The following is a 17,459-nucleotide window of genomic DNA, read 5'->3' on the forward strand; positions in this document are numbered from 1 at the left end:
GTTCACGTCAGACGAGCCCTTGGGCGAGCATCGCGTCGGCGACCTTGACGAAGCCCGCGATGTTCGCGCCCGCCACGTAGTTCCCCGGCGAACCGTACTCGTCGGCCGTCTCGAGGCAGCGGTCGTGAATGTCGGTCATGATCTGCTCGAGCCGGTCGTGCGTGAAGTCGAAGCTCCAGGAGTCGCGGCTGGCGTTCTGCTGCATCTCCAGCGCGGAGGTGGCCACGCCGCCGGCGTTGGCCGCCTTCGCCGGGCCGAACAGGACGCCGGCCTCGGCGAACAGCTCGATCGCCTTCTGCGTGCAGGGCATGTTCGCGCCCTCGGCGACGGCCACGAGGCCGTTCTCCACCAGGATCTTGGCGTCCGCCTCGTCGAGCTCGTTCTGGGTGGCCGACGGCAGCGCCACGGTGCCGGGCACCGACCAGACGTTCCCGCCCTCGACGAAGCGCGAACGTCCGCCGCGGTGCTCGACGTACTCGGCGATCCGTCCGCGCCGGACCTCCTTGACCTCGCGCAGCAGGTCCAGGTCGATGCCGTCCTCGTCCACGACGAACCCGGACGAGTCGGAGGCCGTCACGGCCACGGCACCCAGCTGCTGGGCCTTCTCGATGGCGTTGATGGCCACGTTCCCGGACCCCGAGACCACGACGCGCTGGCCGTCCATGCTCGATCCGCGCGTGCGCAGCATCTGGTCGGCGAACATGACGGTCCCGTAGCCGGTCGCCTCCGGCCGGACCAGCGAACCGCCCCAGCTCACGCCCTTGCCGGTCAGCACGCCGGCCTCGAAGCGGTTGGTGATGCGCTTGTACTGGCCGAACAGGAAGCCGATCTCCCGGCCGCCGACGCCCACGTCGCCGGCGGGAACATCCGTGTACTCGCCGATGTGGCGGTAGAGCTCGGTCATGAACGACTGGCAGAAGCGCATGACCTCGCCCTCGGAGCGGCCCGCCGGGTTGAAGTCGGAGCCGCCCTTTCCGCCGCCGATCGGCATGCCGGTCAGGGCGTTCTTGAAGATCTGCTCGAACCCGAGGAACTTCACAGTGCCGAGGTACACGGTGGGGTGGAAGCGCAGTCCGCCCTTGTAGGGGCCGAGCGCGGAGTTGAATTCGACGCGGAAACCGCGGTTGACCTGGGCGCGTCCGGCGTCGTCGACCCACGGGACGCGGAAGATGATCTGCCGCTCCGGCTCGCACATCCGGCGCAGGATTCCCGCCTCGACGTATTCGGGGTGCCGCCCCACGACCGGCTCCAGGGCGCCGAAGACCTCGGTGACCGCCTGGTGGAACTCCATCTCGCCCGGATTGCGGTTCAGTACTTCCTGTCGCAGACCCTCAAGTTGCACAGCCACGGTCCCTTCGCATAGACGATTCGCTTCCAAACATCGTCACCACACTAGTTTCCAGAGCCGCTCTCGCCACACTGGAGCACCTCTACCGGCCCCACATGACGACGGCGCCGCTCACCACCGGTGGTGAGCGGCGCCGTCGTACCAGCTGGCGTGGAGGGACGTTACGCGTCGGTCTTGACCACGTAGACGTCGCACGGCGAGTTGTGCGCCACGGACGTGGCGACGGAGCCGAGCACGCGGCCGAGGCCCTTCATGCCGACGTTGCCGACGACGATGAGCTGGGCTTCCTCTTCCTCTGCGGCCTTGACGAGTGCCTCGGTCGGCTTGCCCTTGACGGCCTTGGTCACGATCTTGGCGCCGGGGACGACCTCGCGGAGCTTGAAGGCGACCTGGTTGGTCAGCTTGTCGGCCTGCTCGGCCGAGTCGAGGACCCAGGTGTCGTTGCCGATCTCGACGACCTCGGTGCTGTCCTTGGCGTAGGCGGTCACCACGGTGAGGGTGGCGCCGAGGCCGGCGGCGACGGTGGCCGCGCGGGAGGCTGCCTTGAAGGACGTTGTGCTGCCGTCGACACCGACGATGACTGTTCCGGACATGTTGTTCTCCTTGTTTACTTGACGTGTGCGCGAAGGAACGAGACTGCTCGATCCCAGGCAAGTTCTGCGTGCTCGGGGCTGTAGGTGCCCGCGGTGTTCTCATCGTTGTGGAAGGCGTGGCCGGCCTCGTAGAAGTGGAACACGACATCCGCGCCCGACTCCTCGCGGATCTGCTCCTCCTGCTCCCGCGCCGCGTCGGCGGGGTACATCTGGTCCTGCAGGGCGTAGTGGCCCTGCACGGCCGCGGTGAGATCCTTGTACGAGTCCGGGACGCCCTGGCCCACCCCGTAGAACGGGACGGCCGCGGACACCTTCTCCCCCTGCTGCGCGGCGAGCGCCAGCACGAAGCCGCCGCCCATGCAGAAGCCGATCGCGCCGACCGTGTGGCTGACGACCTCCTCGCGGTGCAGCAGGTAGTCGGTCGCCCCGGCGAGCAGCCTGGCGCCCTCCTCGGCCGGGAGCTTCGACATCATCTCGCCGGCCTCGTCGGCGTCGTGCGTGGTCCGCCCGCCGAAGAGGTCGGGGGCCAGCGCGACGAAGCCCTGCGCCGCCAGGCGGTCGACGACGTCGCGGATGTGGTCGGTCAGGCCCCACCATTCCTGGACCACGATGACGCCGGGCCCCTGCCCGTCCTCGGGGACCGCGAGGTACCCGTGGGCTTCGCGCCCGGATGATTCAAAGGTGACGTTCTGGTGTGGGGTTTTCTCCGCCACAACACTCCCTTCGCGCGACGATGGTTCGTTTCGATTCGTACCTCAGCCTATGCGGCTGTCCGAGCCAGTCTAAGCATGTGATGCAGATTACGAATAGATTCAACGGCGTTGTCGAGCGGGGGTGGCGCGGGAACTCGCACATCCGCGCCGTTTGGACGTTTCAATTCTAGCTGCTCAACCCGCGGAATGACAGGGATCGTGGCGGAGATCATGCGGCCGCAGCCGCTCAGACCAGGCCGGTTTCCCACGCGACGTGGATCGCCCGCGCGCGGCTGTCCACGCCGAGCTTGGTGAAGATGTGCACCAGGTGGCTCTTGATCGTCGCCTCCGTGACGAACAGCGAACGCGCCATCTCGCGGTTGGTCGCGCCCGTGGCCAGGAGCTTCAGCACCTCGAGCTCCCGTCCAGTGAGCTTCGGCAGCGGGTTCCGCATCCCCTGGACGACGCGCGCCGACATGTCCGGCGTGAGGTACATGCCGCCGCGAGCCGCCTGCCGGATGGCCTCGACGATCACCTCCGGGGCCACCTCCTTGAGCAGGTAGCCCGCCGCGCCGGCCTCGATGGCGCCGAAGACCTCCGCATCCCGGTCGAACGTCGTGAGGATGAGGACCGCGGGCGCCGGATCGAGCGACCGGAGGGCCGCCGTCGTCTCGACGCCGCCGATCCCCTCGCCCAGGCGGAGATCGCACAGGACGACGTCGGGGTTCAGGTGCGAGGTCAGCGTGATGGCCTCCTCCCCCGTCGCGGCCTCGCCGACGATCGTGATGCCGTCGCCGGCGTCGAGGACGGCGCGGAGACCCGTCCGGACCACCGGGTGGTCGTCGACGAGAAGGACGCTGACTGTCATGACCGCCCCTCCGCAGAACCCTCGACGGGGAGACTGGCGGACAGCGCGGTCCCCTCCCCCGGAGTGCTCTCGATGGTGAGTTCGCCCCCGAGCTCCCGCAGGCGGGACCGCATGAACTTCAGGCCGTACCCGGAGGACTCCCCGGCATCCGCGGGCTCCCACCGGCCGGCGTCGAACCCGCGCCCGTCGTCGATGATGTCGAGCCGGACGGAGCCGCCGTCGTCGATCAGGCTGGTCACCACGCGGCCGGCCCCGGCGTGCAGCCTCACGTTCGCCAGCGCGGACTGCGCGGTCCGCAGCAGCGCCACCTCGACGTGGATCGGGAGCGCCGGGAGCGACTCGTAGACGTGCAGTTCGGTCTGCACGCCCGTCTCGTCGTGCAGCCGGCTGAGCAGCTGCCCGAGCGCGGAGGCGAGGGCGTCGTCCTCGAGCTCCGCCGGAGCGAGCGCCGCGACGATGCGCCGGACGTCCGCGAGGCTCTCCCCGGCCAGCGCCTCGAGCTGCCGCAGTGTGCGCGCCGCGCCGTCGTCGTGGGTGCTTCCGCTCCCGGCGTGGGCCAGCAGCCGGATCGAGGAGAGCGCCTGGGCGATCGTGTCGTGGATGTCGCGGGAGAGGCGGGTGCGCTCGTCGATCGCGCCGGACCTGCGCTGGGCGAGTGCCAGCTCGTCCTGCAGGTCCGCCATCTCCTCCTTGGCCCGCCGCAGCGAGACGACCAGGCGTTCGCGCTCGGCGGCCTCGCGCAGCAGTTCCAGATAGCCGCGGGAGATCCCCAGCGCGAAGATCCCGCCGATGAGCGGTCCCAGCACGTTCGCGTACGTCGTCGCGCCGTGGTGGAGGACCGGCGCACCGACGACGATCGCGAAGACCAGGACCGAGAACACGATCGCCCAGCGGTCCGGCAGCAGGTGGCCCGCGAGGAGCCAGAGCAGGAACGCGAGCCAGACGAATTCGGCGGAGACGGCCACGGCGGCCACCCAGAGGACCGCGAAGCCGACCAGCCACCACACCACGACGCGGCGCGGCCGCACCCGGGCCGGCGCCAGCGTGCCGGCGGCATGCCAGGCGAGGACTGCGGCGCCGGAGACCACGGAGGCCGCGACCGGCGTGCCATCGTCGATCGCGCGGACCGCCCCGATCACCGTCAACGCGACCGCGATCACGTGGTGCCCGATCTGCATGGCCCGCATCGCGGGGCCTGCGCTGGGAGTCCTCCCCGCCCGGCTATCGCCCGGCAAGGGCGAGTTCACGATGTTCATGACTCGATTCTCCACTCTCCGGGCCGATCTGCCGCGGCCACCAGATCCGATCGCCGAGGACCCCGAAGACCGCGGGGACGATCACCGTCCGCACCACCAGCGTATCGACGACGACCCCGAGCCCGACGATGAGCCCCAGCTGGCCGAGCGTCACGAGCGGCAGCACCCCGAGTGCGGCGAACACCGCCGCGAGCACGATGCCGGCGCTCGTGATGACGCCGCCCGTCCGCGCGACCGCCCGCACCATGCCGTCCCGTGTGCCGCGGACCAGAGCCTCGCTGCGCGCGCGGTGGACCAGGAAGATCGTGTAGTCGATCCCCAACGCGACCAGGAAGAGGAAGGACAGGAGCGGCACCTGCAGGTCCAGCGCCTCCTGGCCGAAGACCACCCGGCTGAGCCAGGCGCCGGCCCCGATCGCGGCCACGGCGCTGGCCGTGTTGACCAGCAGGAGCACGACCGGCGCCACGAGAGAGCGCAGCAGCACCGCGAGCACGGCGAAGCTGACACCCAGCACCAGCGGGGCGATGAGCTTCAGATCCCGCTCGTTGCCGGCGCGTGCATCCAGATCGGTTGCGCCCGCCCCGCCGACCAGCGCATCGGCCCCGTGGACCGAGTGCGCGACCTCGCGCAGGGTCTCCACGAGCTGGAGGCCCGCATCCGTACCGGGGGCGTACTCGCCCGTGACCATGATCCTGCTCAGGGCCCCGTCCGCCGACTCGGCCACCGCGTTGGCGCGCACGACGCCGTCGACGGCCTCGACGGCTTCGACGACCTCCCCGGCCCGCTCGCGGTCGGAGACGATGAGGATCGGCTGCGCCTCGCCCGCGTCGAAGTGCTCCGCGAGCACCTCGAGGCCGGAGGCGGACTCGGACTGCACGCGGAACTTCTCCTGCTGGTCGAGCCCGACCGTGGTGCCGACCAGGCCGGCCGCCATCACGGCGAGCAGCGCCAACCCGGCGGTCAGACCCAGCACGGGGCGCCGCATCACGCGCGAGGCCACCGCCTGCCACACGCGCCCCTGCTCGACCGCGGAGCCGGGCCGCGGGACGAAGGGCCAGAAGACCTTGCGCCCGCAGACCGCGAGGAACGGGGGCAGGGCGAAGAGGACGGCGACGAGGGCGATGAGCAGCCCGAGCGCCGAGGAGAGCGCCAGCCCACGCGTTCCGGGCACCACAGCCAGCACCAGTGTCAGCAGCGCCAGGATCACCGTGGCGTTCGAGGCGACGATGGCGGGAACCGTCCGCCGCCAGGCCTCCGCCAGGGCCGGCCGGTGGTCGGCGGTTTCGAGGAGCTCCTCCCGGTAGCGCGAGACGAGCAGCAGGGCGTAGTTGGTGCCGGCGCCGAAGACCAGGACGCTGATGATGCCGGCGTCGAACTGCAGATCGAGGGCCGCGCCGAGCGCCGCGGTCGCCTGGCCCGCCACCTGGTCGGCCAGCCCGACGACGATCAGCGGGATGAGCCACAGGACCGGCGACCGGTAGGTCGCGATCAGGAGGACGGCGACGATGGCGATGGTCACGATCAGGAGCGTGACATCCGCCCCGTCGAAGGCGGAGGCGATGTCGGCCCCGAAGGCCGGCCCCCCGGTGACCTGGAGGTCCAGGCCGGACGGCTGGATCTCGGCGACCACCCCGCGCAGGCCGCCGACCACCTCGGCGGTCTCCGTGTTGTCCGACCCGACGCTGATCGGGACCACGACGACGGCCGCCCCGCCGTCGTCGCTGACCATCGGTCCGGACGACGCGGACCCGGTGAACCGGTCCAGGGCCGGCTTCGACGCGGTGAGGGCCTCGACGTCGGCGTCCGAGAGCGGCGCGGAATCCCGGCGCTCGGCCACGATCAGCACGGACTGCTCGCCGGCGTCGGGGAACTCCTCCAGGAGCCGGGCCACCCGGGTGGACTCGGAGCCGCCGGGCGCCGACTCGCTCCCGGCGGAGCCCTCGGCGCCTCCGAAGAGGCCGAACAGGACGACGAACGCCACCAGCGCGGCGCCCAGCGAGATCCACGCACCGCGCCGAGAGGTCAACCGGTCGGGAATGCGGACACGTTCACGAAGTTTTTCCATACGGCCAACTCAACCAACGGGTCGGGACTCCGGGCATCGCCGGCGAGATTGAACCTGCCCTCAACCATTCGGTTGACGGGCGCCGGACCTGGCAGGCTCCCGAGTTCTCATCGCGTCGGGCGACGGGTTAAACAACAGAGGCGGCCCCCGCCGGGGACCGCCTCTGTTCACGTGGTGCGCGAGGGGGGACTTGAACCCCCACGATCTTGCGATCACTGGCACCTGAAGCCAGCGCGTCTGCCAATTCCGCCACTCGCGCATGAGTGGTATTCACTTGTTCCTGCGCAGCGAACCACGCTGAACAGCGAGAACCATCTTATCCATACTTTGCCGCAACCGCCTAATCGGGTGCCCGGCCGTGAGCAGGGTCACTCGATCCGGGGCCGGTTCCGCCCCGCGGGCCGCACCCGCTCCCCCGCGATCACGGGGATCGGGGCGGTTTCGGACGTCCCGCCGGCAACGCGGCCCGGGAACCGGGTTTGTTCCATATTCGTTGCGATCCAAGCAGACTGTGTACATTCTCAACACTCTTCAAGGACGCGGCAAGTAGTATCGACATGCGTCACGTCTTTCACAACCGATACGGAACGACAGGAAGGAGCAGCGCCCATGGGTCTGGTCGACAACGTTGAGCGCGGCCTCGAAAAGCTGGTCACCAGCGTCTTCCGTGGTTCCAACGGCGGCGAAGTCCAACCGGTCGAGATCGCGAGCAAGCTGCGCAATCAGATGGACCGCGGGACCCTCACCGTGGCCCAGGGCCGCACGACGGCGCCGAACAGCTTCACGGTCACCCTCGCCCCTGCGGACTTCGAGCGGGTCAAAAAGTACGGCACGGCCCTGGCCGAGGAGCTGTGCGACGTCGTCATCGCCCACGCCAAGGGCCAGCACTACACGCTCACCGGCCAGGTCGAGGTCTCCTTCGAGGAGGACGCCGACGCCCGCGAGGGCGCCCTCGCGGTCGACGCGCGGATCTCCCGCGGCTCCCCCACGCCCCGCGCACCGCGCCCCGGCACGACGTCGGCGGCAGCCCCGGCGCCGTCGACGCCCCCACCCGCGGCGACGGTCGCCACGCCGACGCTGCAGCCCGTGCTGCAGATGAACGGCAAGCGCTACGGCCTGAACTCCGAGTCGATCATCCTGGGCCGCTCGTCGGACGCCGACGTGGAGGTCGACGACACCGGGGTCTCCCGCAAACACTTGGAAATCCGCTCGGAGCACGGCAAGGTGTGGGCTGTGGACCTGGGTTCGACCAACGGCAGCTACGTCAACGGCCAGAAGGTGGACGGGCGGGCCGAGCTCTTCGACGGCTCCGTCATCAGCATGGGCCGCACCCGCATCACCTTCCGCATGCTGCCCCAACGCTCTGGAGGTCGGCCATGACCGAACTCGCACTCACCGCGATGCGCCTCGGCTTCCTGATCCTGCTGTGGATCCTGATCCTCAGCATCGTCGGCGCGCTCCGCCGCGACCTCCTGGTCGGCAAGCGGGCCGGCGCCGCAACCGCACCGCCCCCCGCACGCGCCGCCGACACCGGCGAGCAGGCCTCGCAGCAGCCCCCGAAACAGCACCCCACCTCCCTCGAACTCGTCGAGGGGCCGCAGTCCGGAACGAGCATCGAACTCGCAGCGAGTCCCATCCTGCTGGGCCGCGCGCAGGAGGCCACCCTCGTACTCGTCGACGACTACGCCTCGGCGCGGCACGCCCGCCTGTTCCCGCAGGGCAGCCGCTGGTTCATCGAGGATCTCGGGTCCACCAACGGCACCTACCTGGGCGAATCGCAGTTGACGCGCGCGCAGCCGGTCGACCTGGGCCAGCAGATCCGCATCGGCAAGACCGTCATGGAACTGAGGGCCTGACGTGGCGCTCACCCTGCGCTTCGCGGCGGCCTCCGACGTCGGCAAGGTCCGGTCCAACAACCAGGACTCGGCCTACGCCGGACGCCATCTGGCGGTCGTCGCGGACGGCATGGGCGGACACGTCGGCGGCGACGTCGCCTCCGCCTCGACCGTGCTCGACCTCGTCCACCTGGACCAGGAGACCACCGAGGACGTCGAGACGGTGCTTCCCGACGAGATCCAGACCGCCAACTCGATTCTGAACGAGCTGGTCAGCGCCAATCCCAAGCTCTCGGGCATGGGCACCACCGTGACCGCCCTGCTGCTCACGGGCGAAACATTCCAGTACGCGCATATTGGCGATTCCCGCGCCTACCGGCTCAAAGACGGCAAGTTCATGCAGATGAGCCGCGACCACACCTTCGTGCAGCGGCTCGTCGAGGAGGGGCGCCTGTCCCCGGCGGAGGCCGAGAGCCACCCCCACAAGAACGTCCTGCTGCGCGTCCTCGGCGACTCCGACGCGAGCCCCGAACTCGACATCCACCAGTTCCCGGTCTCCGCCGGCGAACGCTGGATGCTCTGCTCCGACGGCCTGAACGCCGTCGTCTCGGACCCGGTGATCGAGCAGATCGTCCGCGGCACCAAGGACCTGCAGGAAACCGCCGACGACCTCGTCCAGGTCACCCTGGACAACGGGTCCCCCGACAACGTGACCGTCGTCGTCATCGAGGTCGTCGAGGACGACGGCGCCACGATCACCACGCCGGCCGTCCCCCTCGAGACGGTCGCGGAAGACGAATCCCTCGACACGGGCATGCTGCAGCGCGTCGCGGGCACCGAGGACGTCGAGGCCAGCGCGGCGATCATCCGCCACGAGATGAAGAACCGGCCCCACGCGCTGGTCGGATCCGCCCTCCTCGCGACGCAGACCGGCCACATCCCGATGGTGACCACGCGCTCCGCGCAGAAGCGCGCCGCGGCGCTGCTGATGCACAAGACCCCGAGCCAGCAGGCGGAGGTGCTCGAGCACCACGAGGAGCACCAGGCCCCGCGGCGCCGGCTGCTGATCCCGGTCTTCCTGACCCTCATGGGCCTGTTGCTGGCCTCGGTTCTGTGGTTCGGCTACGTCTGGACGCAAACCCAGTACTACGTCGGGAACTATGACGGCCGCGTCGCCATCTTCAACGGCGTCTCGCAGGACCTCGGTCCCGTCAAACTGTCGCAGCTGGACGCGGTCACGGAGATCCCCCTTGACGCGCTTCCCGCCTACACGCAGCAGCGGCTGAAGAGCTCGCTGCCCGCCCGGGACCTCGAGCACGCCCAGGACATGGTCTCCGAGCTGCTCGTCACCGCCCGGCAGACCTGCCCCGTCGTCGTCCCCGGCGAGGGCGAGACGGACCGCGAGACCGCGGCCAACCTGCCGTCCTACTGCCTGGAGGTCGACGATGAATGAGCTCCGCACCGCACCGGTGTCGCGCCGCAATACGGAGCTGTGGCTGCTCATCCTGGCGATGGTTGTCGCAGTCGGCGCCGGCTACCTGGCCGGACTGAGCAACCCGGAGGGGCTGTCCCCCGAGTTCGCGAAGCAGGGGGCCGTGCTCTGCGCCCTGGCCCTCGGCATGCACATCGTGCTGCGCATCTGGGCGAAATATGCCGATCCGATCATCCTTCCGTGCGTCGTGGCGCTGAACGGCATCGGGGTCGCGATGATCCACCGGCTGGACATCACCACGGGAGACACGGCCGCCACCCGCCAGCTGCTCTGGACGGGCGTGGCGATGGCGGCCGCGATGGCCGTCATCTGGGCCATCCGCGACCACCGGATGCTGCGCCGGGCGACCTACATCTTCCTGATGATCTCCGGCGTGCTGATGGTCCTCCCCCTCATCCCCGGACTCGGCGTGGAGATCAACGGCGCCCGCATCTGGGTTCGACTGGCCGGCATGTCCTTCCAGCCGGGCGAGCTCGCCAAGATCACGCTGTCGATCTTCTTCGCGGGCTACCTCTCCAGCAATCGCGACCTCATCCTGCTGGCCGGGCGCAAGATCGGTCCCCTGCAGCTTCCGCGCGTCCGCGACATGGCGCCCATGATCCTTGCCTGGGGCCTGAGCATCGGCATCCTGATCCTGCAGCGGGACCTGGGCTCCGCGATCCTGTTCTTCGGCCTGTTCATGGCCATGATCTACGTGGCCACGGCGCGCATCAGTTGGATCGTCATCGGCCTCGGCCTCGTCGCCGTCGGCGGGCTGCTCGCGGCCCAGTTCATGGGCCACGTCGAGCGGCGCATCAACGCCTGGATCCACGCGTTCGACCCCGAGGTGATCAACGCCCAGTACGGATCCCACCAGATCGTCCAGGGCATGTTCGGCCTGGCGAACGGCGGACTCTTCGGGACAGGTTTCGGCAATGGTCGCCCGGACTTGGTCCCATATGCCAATTCCGACATGATTGTCACAGCGCTCGGCGAGGAGCTCGGCCTCATCGGCGTGATCGCCGTCGTGCTGCTCTACGTCCTGCTGGTCAGCCGCGGCATCCGAGCCGCGCTGGGCACCCGCGACGCGTTCGGCAAGCTGCTCGCCTCGGGGCTCTCGTTCACGATCGGCCTGCAGTGTTTCGTGGTGATCGGCGGCGTGACGCGGCTGATCCCGCTCACGGGTCTGACCACCCCGTTCGTGGCGGCCGGCGGCTCGTCGCTGCTCGCGAACTGGATCATCATCGCGCTGCTGCTGCTGGTGTCCAACAACGCCCGCAAACCGGTCCCGAGTGCCGACCTGGCCAATGAGGTAGTCCTGAAGAAGGAGGCGAACGCATGAATCAGGCCATCCGCAATGTATGGATCGCCGTGATCGTCTTCTTCGTCGCGATCATGGGCTCGTTGTCCTACATCCAGTTCTTCGCGGCCGACGAGCTGAACGCCAACCCGCTGAACAAACGCCAGCTGTTCCGCGACTTCGATCTGGCCCGCGGCGCGATCCTCGTCGACGGCAACCCCATCGCCGAATCCGTGCAGACCGACGGCCAGTTCGAGTACCAGCGGATCTACAACAATCCGGAACTGTACTCCCACCTGACCGGCTTCTACTCCCTGGCACATGGATCGACCCACCTGGAGTCGTATCTCAACGACTGGCTGACCGGCCGCGGCGACAGCCAGTTCTTCAACCGCATGATGAACATCGTCTCGGGGGCCAACAACGAGGGGTCCTCCGTCGAGCTCACCATCGACGGCGAGCTGCAGCGCGAGATCTACAACCTCCTGCCCGACGGCGTCCAGATCAGCGCGATCGTCACCGATGTGAAGACCGGCGACATCAAGGCCATGGTCTCCAAGCCGTCCTACGACACCAACGAGCTCGCGGTGCACAGCACCTCGGAGGCGACGGCCAACATGGATGCTCTCCTCGAGCGTGCCGGCCTGAGCCCGTACGTGAACCCCGCGATCGGCCACTTGAGCGCGCCGGGGTCGACCTTCAAAATCCTCGACGTCGTCGCGGCCCTCGAATCGGGCGAGTACGACCTCGAGACCGAGATCGACAACCCGCAGTCCGTGACCCTGCCGGGTACGTCGACCCCGCTGACCAACTTCGATCAGGGCATCTGCACCCAGCAGGAGAAGGCCAAGCTCTCCTTTATCATCGCGCAGAGCTGCAATACCCCCTTCGTGGAGATCTCCCAGAAGGTCGGAGCCGAAGCCCTCGAGGACGTCGCCGCGCGCTTCGGCTTCGGCGAGCGGGTGGAGATCCCGCAGCGCAGCGCTGCTTCGGTTTTCCCCAGCGATCTCGATCCCGCCGCCCTGGCACAGTCGTCCATCGGCGAGCGGGATGTGAAGGCGACCGCGCTCCAGATGAACATGGTCGCGATGGGTATCGCCAACGACGGGGTGATCATGAAGCCGAACCTCGTCGAGGAGATCATCGCCCCCGACCTCAAGGTGCTGGAGCGCCCGGAGCCGGAGGAGTTCAGCACGGCGACGAGCAAGGAGGTCGCCGACCAGGTGGCCGAACTGATGCGCGAGCCGCTGAAGGGCGGCACCGCGGCAGCAGCCCAGGTCCCGGGGCTGGAGATCGCGGCGAAGACCGGTACGGCCACGCTCGGCGACACCGGACTGGTGAATTCCTGGATCACCGGGTTCGCGCCGGTGGACGACCCCCAGTACGCGGTGACGATCGTCGCCGAGAAAATTGACTACGAGACCGGCCACACATTGACCAGTCCCAACATGAAGAAGATCCTAGAGGCGGTGTTCAACAAGTGAGGCCTACATCGGGTATCACCCTGGGCGGTCGGTTCAAGCTGACGGACCGGATCGCCATCGGCGGCATGGGCGAGGTGTGGAAGGCCCAGGATCTCGTGCTCGGCCGCATGGTCGCCATCAAGATCCTCAAAGAGGAGTACACCGGTGATCCCGGCTTCCTCAAGCGCTTCCGCGCCGAGGCCCGCCACACCGCCCTGCTGAACCACAACGGGGTCGCTTCTGTCTTCGACTACGGCGAGGAGGAGGGATCGGCCTACCTCGTCATGGAGCTCGTGCCGGGGCGCCCGCTCTCGGCGATCATCGAGCGCGAGCGCGTGCTCAACGCCGACCGCACGCTGTCCATCGTCGCGCAGACCGCCCGCGCGCTGGCGGCCGCGCACGAGCTCGGACTGGTGCACCGCGACGTCAAGCCCGGCAACATCCTCATCCTGCCCGACGGCCGGGTGAAGATCACCGACTTCGGCATCGCACGCCTGGCCGACCAGGTTCCGCTCACCGCCACGGGCCAGGTCATGGGCACGGCGCAGTACCTTTCGCCCGAGCAGGCCACGGGCCAGCAGGCGACGGGGTCGTCGGACGTCTACTCGCTCGGGGTCATCGGCTACGAGTGCCTCGCCGGACGCCGGCCGTTCTCCGGCGAATCGCAGATCGCCATCGCGCTCGCCCAGGTCAACGACACTCCCCCGCCGCTGCCGGACACCGTCGACCCCCATGTGCGCGCCCTGATGATGTCCATGCTGGCCAAGGACCCCGGAGACCGCCCCGCCAACGCCACCAAGCTGGCCGAGGCAGCCGAGGCCCTGCGGGCGAACAACCCGCGCGCCGCCGAGACCGCCGTCCCGGGCATGCTTCTCTTCTCCGCGGGCACAGCCGCAACGCAGATGATCCGGCCGGACTCGACCCCCACGCAGGCCCAGACGGTAGCCGGGACGAACACGTCGTCGCTGCCCGTCGTCGGCACGGAGAAGGACGACGACTTCGCGTCCGTCGTCGGCGCCAGCCGCGACTGGACCCCCGGTGACGAGGAGGACGGGGACGGTTCGAAGCCGCTGGCGCGCGGTCGCCGCAGCCCGTGGACGTGGCCGCTCGTGGCCCTGCTCGTGCTGGTCGTCTTCGCACTCCTCGGTGCCTGGTTGTTTCCCCTTCTGACCGGGAACGACGACGATCCGGAACCTTCCGCATCGCCGTCGACCTCTGCCTCGTCGTCACCCTCGGAATCGTTATCCGAATCGGAGACCCCCTCCGACACCCCGACTCCGACCGAGACGGAAACCGAGACCCAGACCGAGGAACCCGAACCGGAGACCGCCACCATCCGTGAGAACTCGTACCTGGGCCAGCAGCTGGAGGCCGTGATGGGCCAGCTGGAGGAACTCGGATTCGAGGTCGACCCGCAGGGCGAGACCAACGAGGAGTACGCCGAGAACACCGTATTCGCGGTGTCCCCGAACGGCGAGCAGCAACTCGGGACCACGATCCTCGTCCGCTATGCGGTGGCTCCCGAGCAGCCGAACATGGTCACGATCCCCAACGGCCTCGTGGGGCAGACCGAAGCCGAGGTCCGGTCCGCGCTCGACAATGCCGGCCTCGTGCCGGTTCACGGCGGAACCGTCGCCTCCGACGAGCCGGCCGGAACGGTCGTCTCCGTGACGCCCTCGAGCGGTCAGTCCGTCGAGGAGGACTCCGACGTGGCCTACACGGTCTCCGAGGGACCGCAGCAGCCGACGGGTTCGCCGACCCCCGAGACGGCCCCCGAACCCACCCCGACCGCGTCCCCCGCCAGCTAGATGTCAGCCCCCAGAATCCTCGACGACCGCTATGAGCTGGGCGCCCTCATCGGACGCGGCGGCATGGCCGACGTGCACCGCGGCCACGACATCCGCCTCGGCCGCGAAGTCGCCATCAAGCTGCTGCGCCGCGACCTCGCACGGGACCCCATGTTCCAGACCCGCTTCCGCCGGGAGGCCCAGGCGGTCGCAGGGCTGAACCACCCCGCGATCGTCTCGGTCTACGACACCGGCGACGAGCAGCTCGGCCCGGATTCGGAGACGGCCAGCGGGCTCAAGGTGCCCTTCATCGTCATGGAGTACATCGACGGCCGCACCCTCCGGGACCTCCTCGAAGCGGGGGAACTCTCGGTCGATCAGGCCGTCGACTACACGCTCGGCGTCCTCTCCGCGCTCACCTACAGCCACCGCATGTCGATCGTCCACCGGGACATCAAGCCCGCGAACGTCATGGTGACCACCGAGGGCAGCATCAAGGTCATGGACTTCGGCATCGCCCGGGCCCTTGCCGATGCTGCGGCGACGATGACGCAGACGCAGGCCGTCGTCGGGACCGCCCAGTACCTCTCCCCCGAGCAGGCGCGCGGCGAGACCGTCGACGTGCGCAGCGACCTCTACTCAGCCGGTTGCCTGCTCTTCGAGCTGCTCACGGGCCGGCCGCCGTTCGTCGGCGATTCCGCCGTCTCCGTCGCCTACCAGCACGTCGGCGAGGACGCCCCCGCGCCCAGCACGCTGCACGACGACGTCCCGTCCACCTTCGACTCGGTCGTCGCCAAGGCGCTCCGGAAGGACCGCGAGGACCGCTTCCAGGACGCGGCCGCCTTCGCCCACGCGCTGCGCGAGGCCCGCGACGGCGTCCCGTACACGGACTCCCCCGCGGACGTCCCGACGCAGCTCATCGGCGCGGCCGGGGCTGCGGCGTTCGCTTCGGAGGCCGGTGCCGGTGCCGGTGCCGGTCACGACGATGCCGCGACCGAGACCATCGACGTCGCGTCCGTGGACACGTCCGCGCTGCCGGCCCACCCCGTGGCCTCGACGCCGCACGCATCGACACCGGACGAAGCCCCGCAGGAGGATCACGTACTCGCCACCGGGACCCACGTGCGCGAGCGGTCCTCCCAGGAGAAACGGCATCGCCGCGCCTGGATCACGGTCTTCATCCTGGTGGCGCTGCTCGTCGTCGGCGGCGGCGGCTGGTTCGTGTGGAACTGGACCCAGCAGGTCCAGGCGGAGAACGCCCAGGTAGTCATCCCCGCGGTGGAAGGCATGACGCAGACGGAGGCCGAGAACGCCCTGCTCGCCGAGGGCCTGCGGGTCGCGGAGATCGACGAGGAGTACAGCGACGACATCGAATCGGGCCTGGCCATCGGCACCCGCCCCGGGGAGGGCGAGAGCATCCGGGTGGACTCCGCCGTCTCCCTGATCATCTCGCAGGGCCCCTCCTCGGTGACGCTCCCCGATCTGGAGGGCGCCACCGAGTCGAGCGCGCGGGCGACCCTCGAGGAACTCGGGCTGGAAGTCGGCACCGACATGACCACGGAGAACAGCGCCACGGTGGCCGCCGACCGCGTCATCAAGACGAACCCGGGCGCGGACGAGACCGTCGCCGCCGGAAGCACGGTGGAGCTGACCCTCTCGACCGGCCTGGTAACCGTTCCGGACCTCATCAACGACGGCCTGACAGAGGACGAGGCCGCGGAACTGCTGGGCGACCCGGCTGTGGGACTGACCATCGGAGAGGTCACCACGGAGGAGAACTCCGTGGTGACACCGGGCGAGATCATCGGCCAGTCCCCCGGGCCCGGCTCGGACATCGCCCAGAACGGCGAGGTCGACATCACGATCGCAGTCGCACCCCCGGAGCCGGAACCGGAACCGGAGCCGGAACCCACACCGACACCGACACCGACGCCGACGCCGACGCCCGACGAGTCCGAGGACGCCAGTTCCGACGAGCCGAGCGAAACACCGACGACCGACGAATCCCCTAGTGAAAGCACGGAACCAACCGAATCGTCGCCGGGGAACGGCGACGGCAACGGCGACGGGCTCGGTCTCCTAGGGTGACGAGCTGATCAGCGGGCTGAGCGTCGACGCCCGCTGCGCTGCCCCGGCGACGCCGAGCGACTCGAGCCAGTTGCCGAGCATCAGGTAGCCGCCCTCGGTCAGCACCGACTCGGGGTGGAACTGCACCCCCCACAAGGGAGCTGACTTGTGAGCCAGGCCCATCACGGTGCCTCCTGGTGCCGCCTCGTTCGGCGCGGTCCAGGCCGTGATGCGCAGGACGTCCGGGATCGACTGCCGCACCGCGGCCAGCGAATGGTACCGCGTTGCCGTGAAGGGGCTGGGCAGGTCGGCGAAGACGCCCGTCCCGTCGTGCTCGACCAGCGACGTCTTGCCGTGCATGAGCTCCTCGGCGTGCGTGACAGTGCCGCCGAACGCCTCGGCCAGCGCCTGCTCGCCCAGGCACACGCCCAGCATCGGCTTCTTCTCCTCGCCGCACCAGCGGATCATCTCGATGCACACGCCGGCCCCGGCCGGGTCGCCCGGCCCCGGGGAGACCAGCACGCCGTCGCGCGCGCCGGCGAGCTCGACGGCCTCGGCGAGCGTTACGTCGTCGTTCCTGACGACCGTCGTCTCGGCGCCCAGCTCCTGCAGGTAGCCCACGAGCGTGTAGACGAACGAGTCGTAGTTGTCGATCACCAGAATGCGGGCGGTCATCGCGTCACCAAGCCAATCGTCGACTGAGTCCACAGGCTC

At 69.2% G+C, this 17,459-nt stretch carries 14 protein-coding genes and 1 tRNA gene; 7 read left to right on the top strand and 8 right to left on the bottom strand.

The features are described 5' to 3' along the window. Window positions 1-7: 7 nt before the first annotated feature. The 7 genes from gdhA to IE069_RS12940 form a co-directional block, all read right to left on the bottom strand. Window positions 8-1,348 carry an NADP-specific glutamate dehydrogenase gene (gene gdhA, locus IE069_RS12910; RefSeq protein WP_189350971.1) on the bottom strand — a complete coding sequence of 447 codons (1,341 nt, stop codon included), beginning with the start codon at window positions 1,346-1,348 and terminating at the stop codon, window positions 8-10. A gap of 161 nt (window positions 1,349-1,509) precedes the next feature. Beyond that, a complete protein-coding gene (locus IE069_RS12915) occupies window positions 1,510-1,941 on the bottom strand; it encodes a universal stress protein (protein ID WP_189350972.1) in 432 nt (143 codons plus the stop codon). A 14-nt stretch (window positions 1,942-1,955) separates the two neighbouring features. Continuing rightward, entirely contained in the window at window positions 1,956-2,654 is a 699-nt protein-coding gene (locus tag IE069_RS12920; RefSeq protein ID WP_189350973.1) for a dienelactone hydrolase family protein, read from the bottom strand. A 226-nt stretch (window positions 2,655-2,880) separates the two neighbouring features. Further along, window positions 2,881-3,501: a response regulator gene (locus IE069_RS12925; protein ID WP_189350974.1), complete on the bottom strand. Its 621-nt coding sequence runs from the start codon at window positions 3,499-3,501 to the stop codon at window positions 2,881-2,883. Further along, window positions 3,498-4,679, bottom strand: coding sequence for a sensor histidine kinase (locus tag IE069_RS12930; RefSeq protein ID WP_229791145.1), 1,182 nt, complete (start codon window positions 4,677-4,679; stop codon window positions 3,498-3,500). Before IE069_RS12930 ends, IE069_RS12925 begins: the two co-directional genes overlap by 4 nt. A gap of 43 nt (window positions 4,680-4,722) precedes the next feature. Continuing rightward, on the bottom strand, window positions 4,723-6,822 hold the full coding sequence (locus IE069_RS12935; protein ID WP_189350976.1) for an MMPL family transporter: 2,100 nt from the start codon (window positions 6,820-6,822) through the stop codon (window positions 4,723-4,725). A 172-nt stretch (window positions 6,823-6,994) separates the two neighbouring features. Beyond that, window positions 6,995-7,081 (bottom strand) — tRNA-Leu (locus IE069_RS12940). A 350-nt stretch (window positions 7,082-7,431) separates the two neighbouring features. On the opposite strand from IE069_RS12940, the gene IE069_RS12945 reads away from it, so the two are divergent. From IE069_RS12945 to pknB, 7 genes are read left to right on the top strand one after another with little or no spacing between them, the layout of a single operon-like run. Continuing rightward, the gene (locus IE069_RS12945) at window positions 7,432-8,202 is read left to right on the top strand and encodes an FHA domain-containing protein (RefSeq protein WP_189350977.1); all 771 of its coding nucleotides are present in this window, start codon (window positions 7,432-7,434) and stop codon (window positions 8,200-8,202) included. Then, complete coding sequence (locus tag IE069_RS12950; protein ID WP_189350978.1) at window positions 8,199-8,678, top strand: FHA domain-containing protein FhaB/FipA; 480 nt, start codon at window positions 8,199-8,201, stop codon at window positions 8,676-8,678. Before IE069_RS12945 ends, IE069_RS12950 begins: the two co-directional genes overlap by 4 nt. Window position 8,679: 1 nt before the next feature. Beyond that, window positions 8,680-10,110 carry a PP2C family protein-serine/threonine phosphatase gene (locus IE069_RS12955; protein WP_189350979.1) on the top strand — a complete coding sequence of 477 codons (1,431 nt, stop codon included), beginning with the start codon at window positions 8,680-8,682 and terminating at the stop codon, window positions 10,108-10,110. Beyond that, complete coding sequence (locus IE069_RS12960) at window positions 10,103-11,470, top strand: FtsW/RodA/SpoVE family cell cycle protein (protein ID WP_189350980.1); 1,368 nt, start codon at window positions 10,103-10,105, stop codon at window positions 11,468-11,470. The genes IE069_RS12955 and IE069_RS12960 overlap by 8 nt, the downstream gene beginning before the upstream one ends. Beyond that, complete coding sequence (locus IE069_RS12965; RefSeq protein ID WP_189350981.1) at window positions 11,467-12,912, top strand: penicillin-binding transpeptidase domain-containing protein; 1,446 nt, start codon at window positions 11,467-11,469, stop codon at window positions 12,910-12,912. Before IE069_RS12960 ends, IE069_RS12965 begins: the two co-directional genes overlap by 4 nt. Next, a complete protein-coding gene (locus IE069_RS12970) occupies window positions 12,909-14,699 on the top strand; it encodes a protein kinase domain-containing protein (protein ID WP_189350982.1) in 1,791 nt (596 codons plus the stop codon). Before IE069_RS12965 ends, IE069_RS12970 begins: the two co-directional genes overlap by 4 nt. Continuing rightward, complete coding sequence (pknB, locus tag IE069_RS12975) at window positions 14,700-16,766, top strand: Stk1 family PASTA domain-containing Ser/Thr kinase (RefSeq protein ID WP_189350983.1); 2,067 nt, start codon at window positions 14,700-14,702, stop codon at window positions 16,764-16,766. It abuts the gene before it with no gap. Here the strand turns inward: pknB and IE069_RS12980 are convergent. Beyond that, entirely contained in the window at window positions 16,758-17,420 is a 663-nt protein-coding gene (locus IE069_RS12980; RefSeq protein ID WP_189350984.1) for an anthranilate synthase component II, read from the bottom strand. The two genes, pknB and IE069_RS12980, sit on opposite strands and share 9 nt — an antisense overlap. Between the last annotated feature and the right edge of the window lie 39 nt (window positions 17,421-17,459).

It is taken from the genome of Zhihengliuella salsuginis, from assembly GCF_014651715.1.
Classification (GTDB): domain Bacteria; phylum Actinomycetota; class Actinomycetes; order Actinomycetales; family Micrococcaceae; genus Zhihengliuella; species Zhihengliuella salsuginis.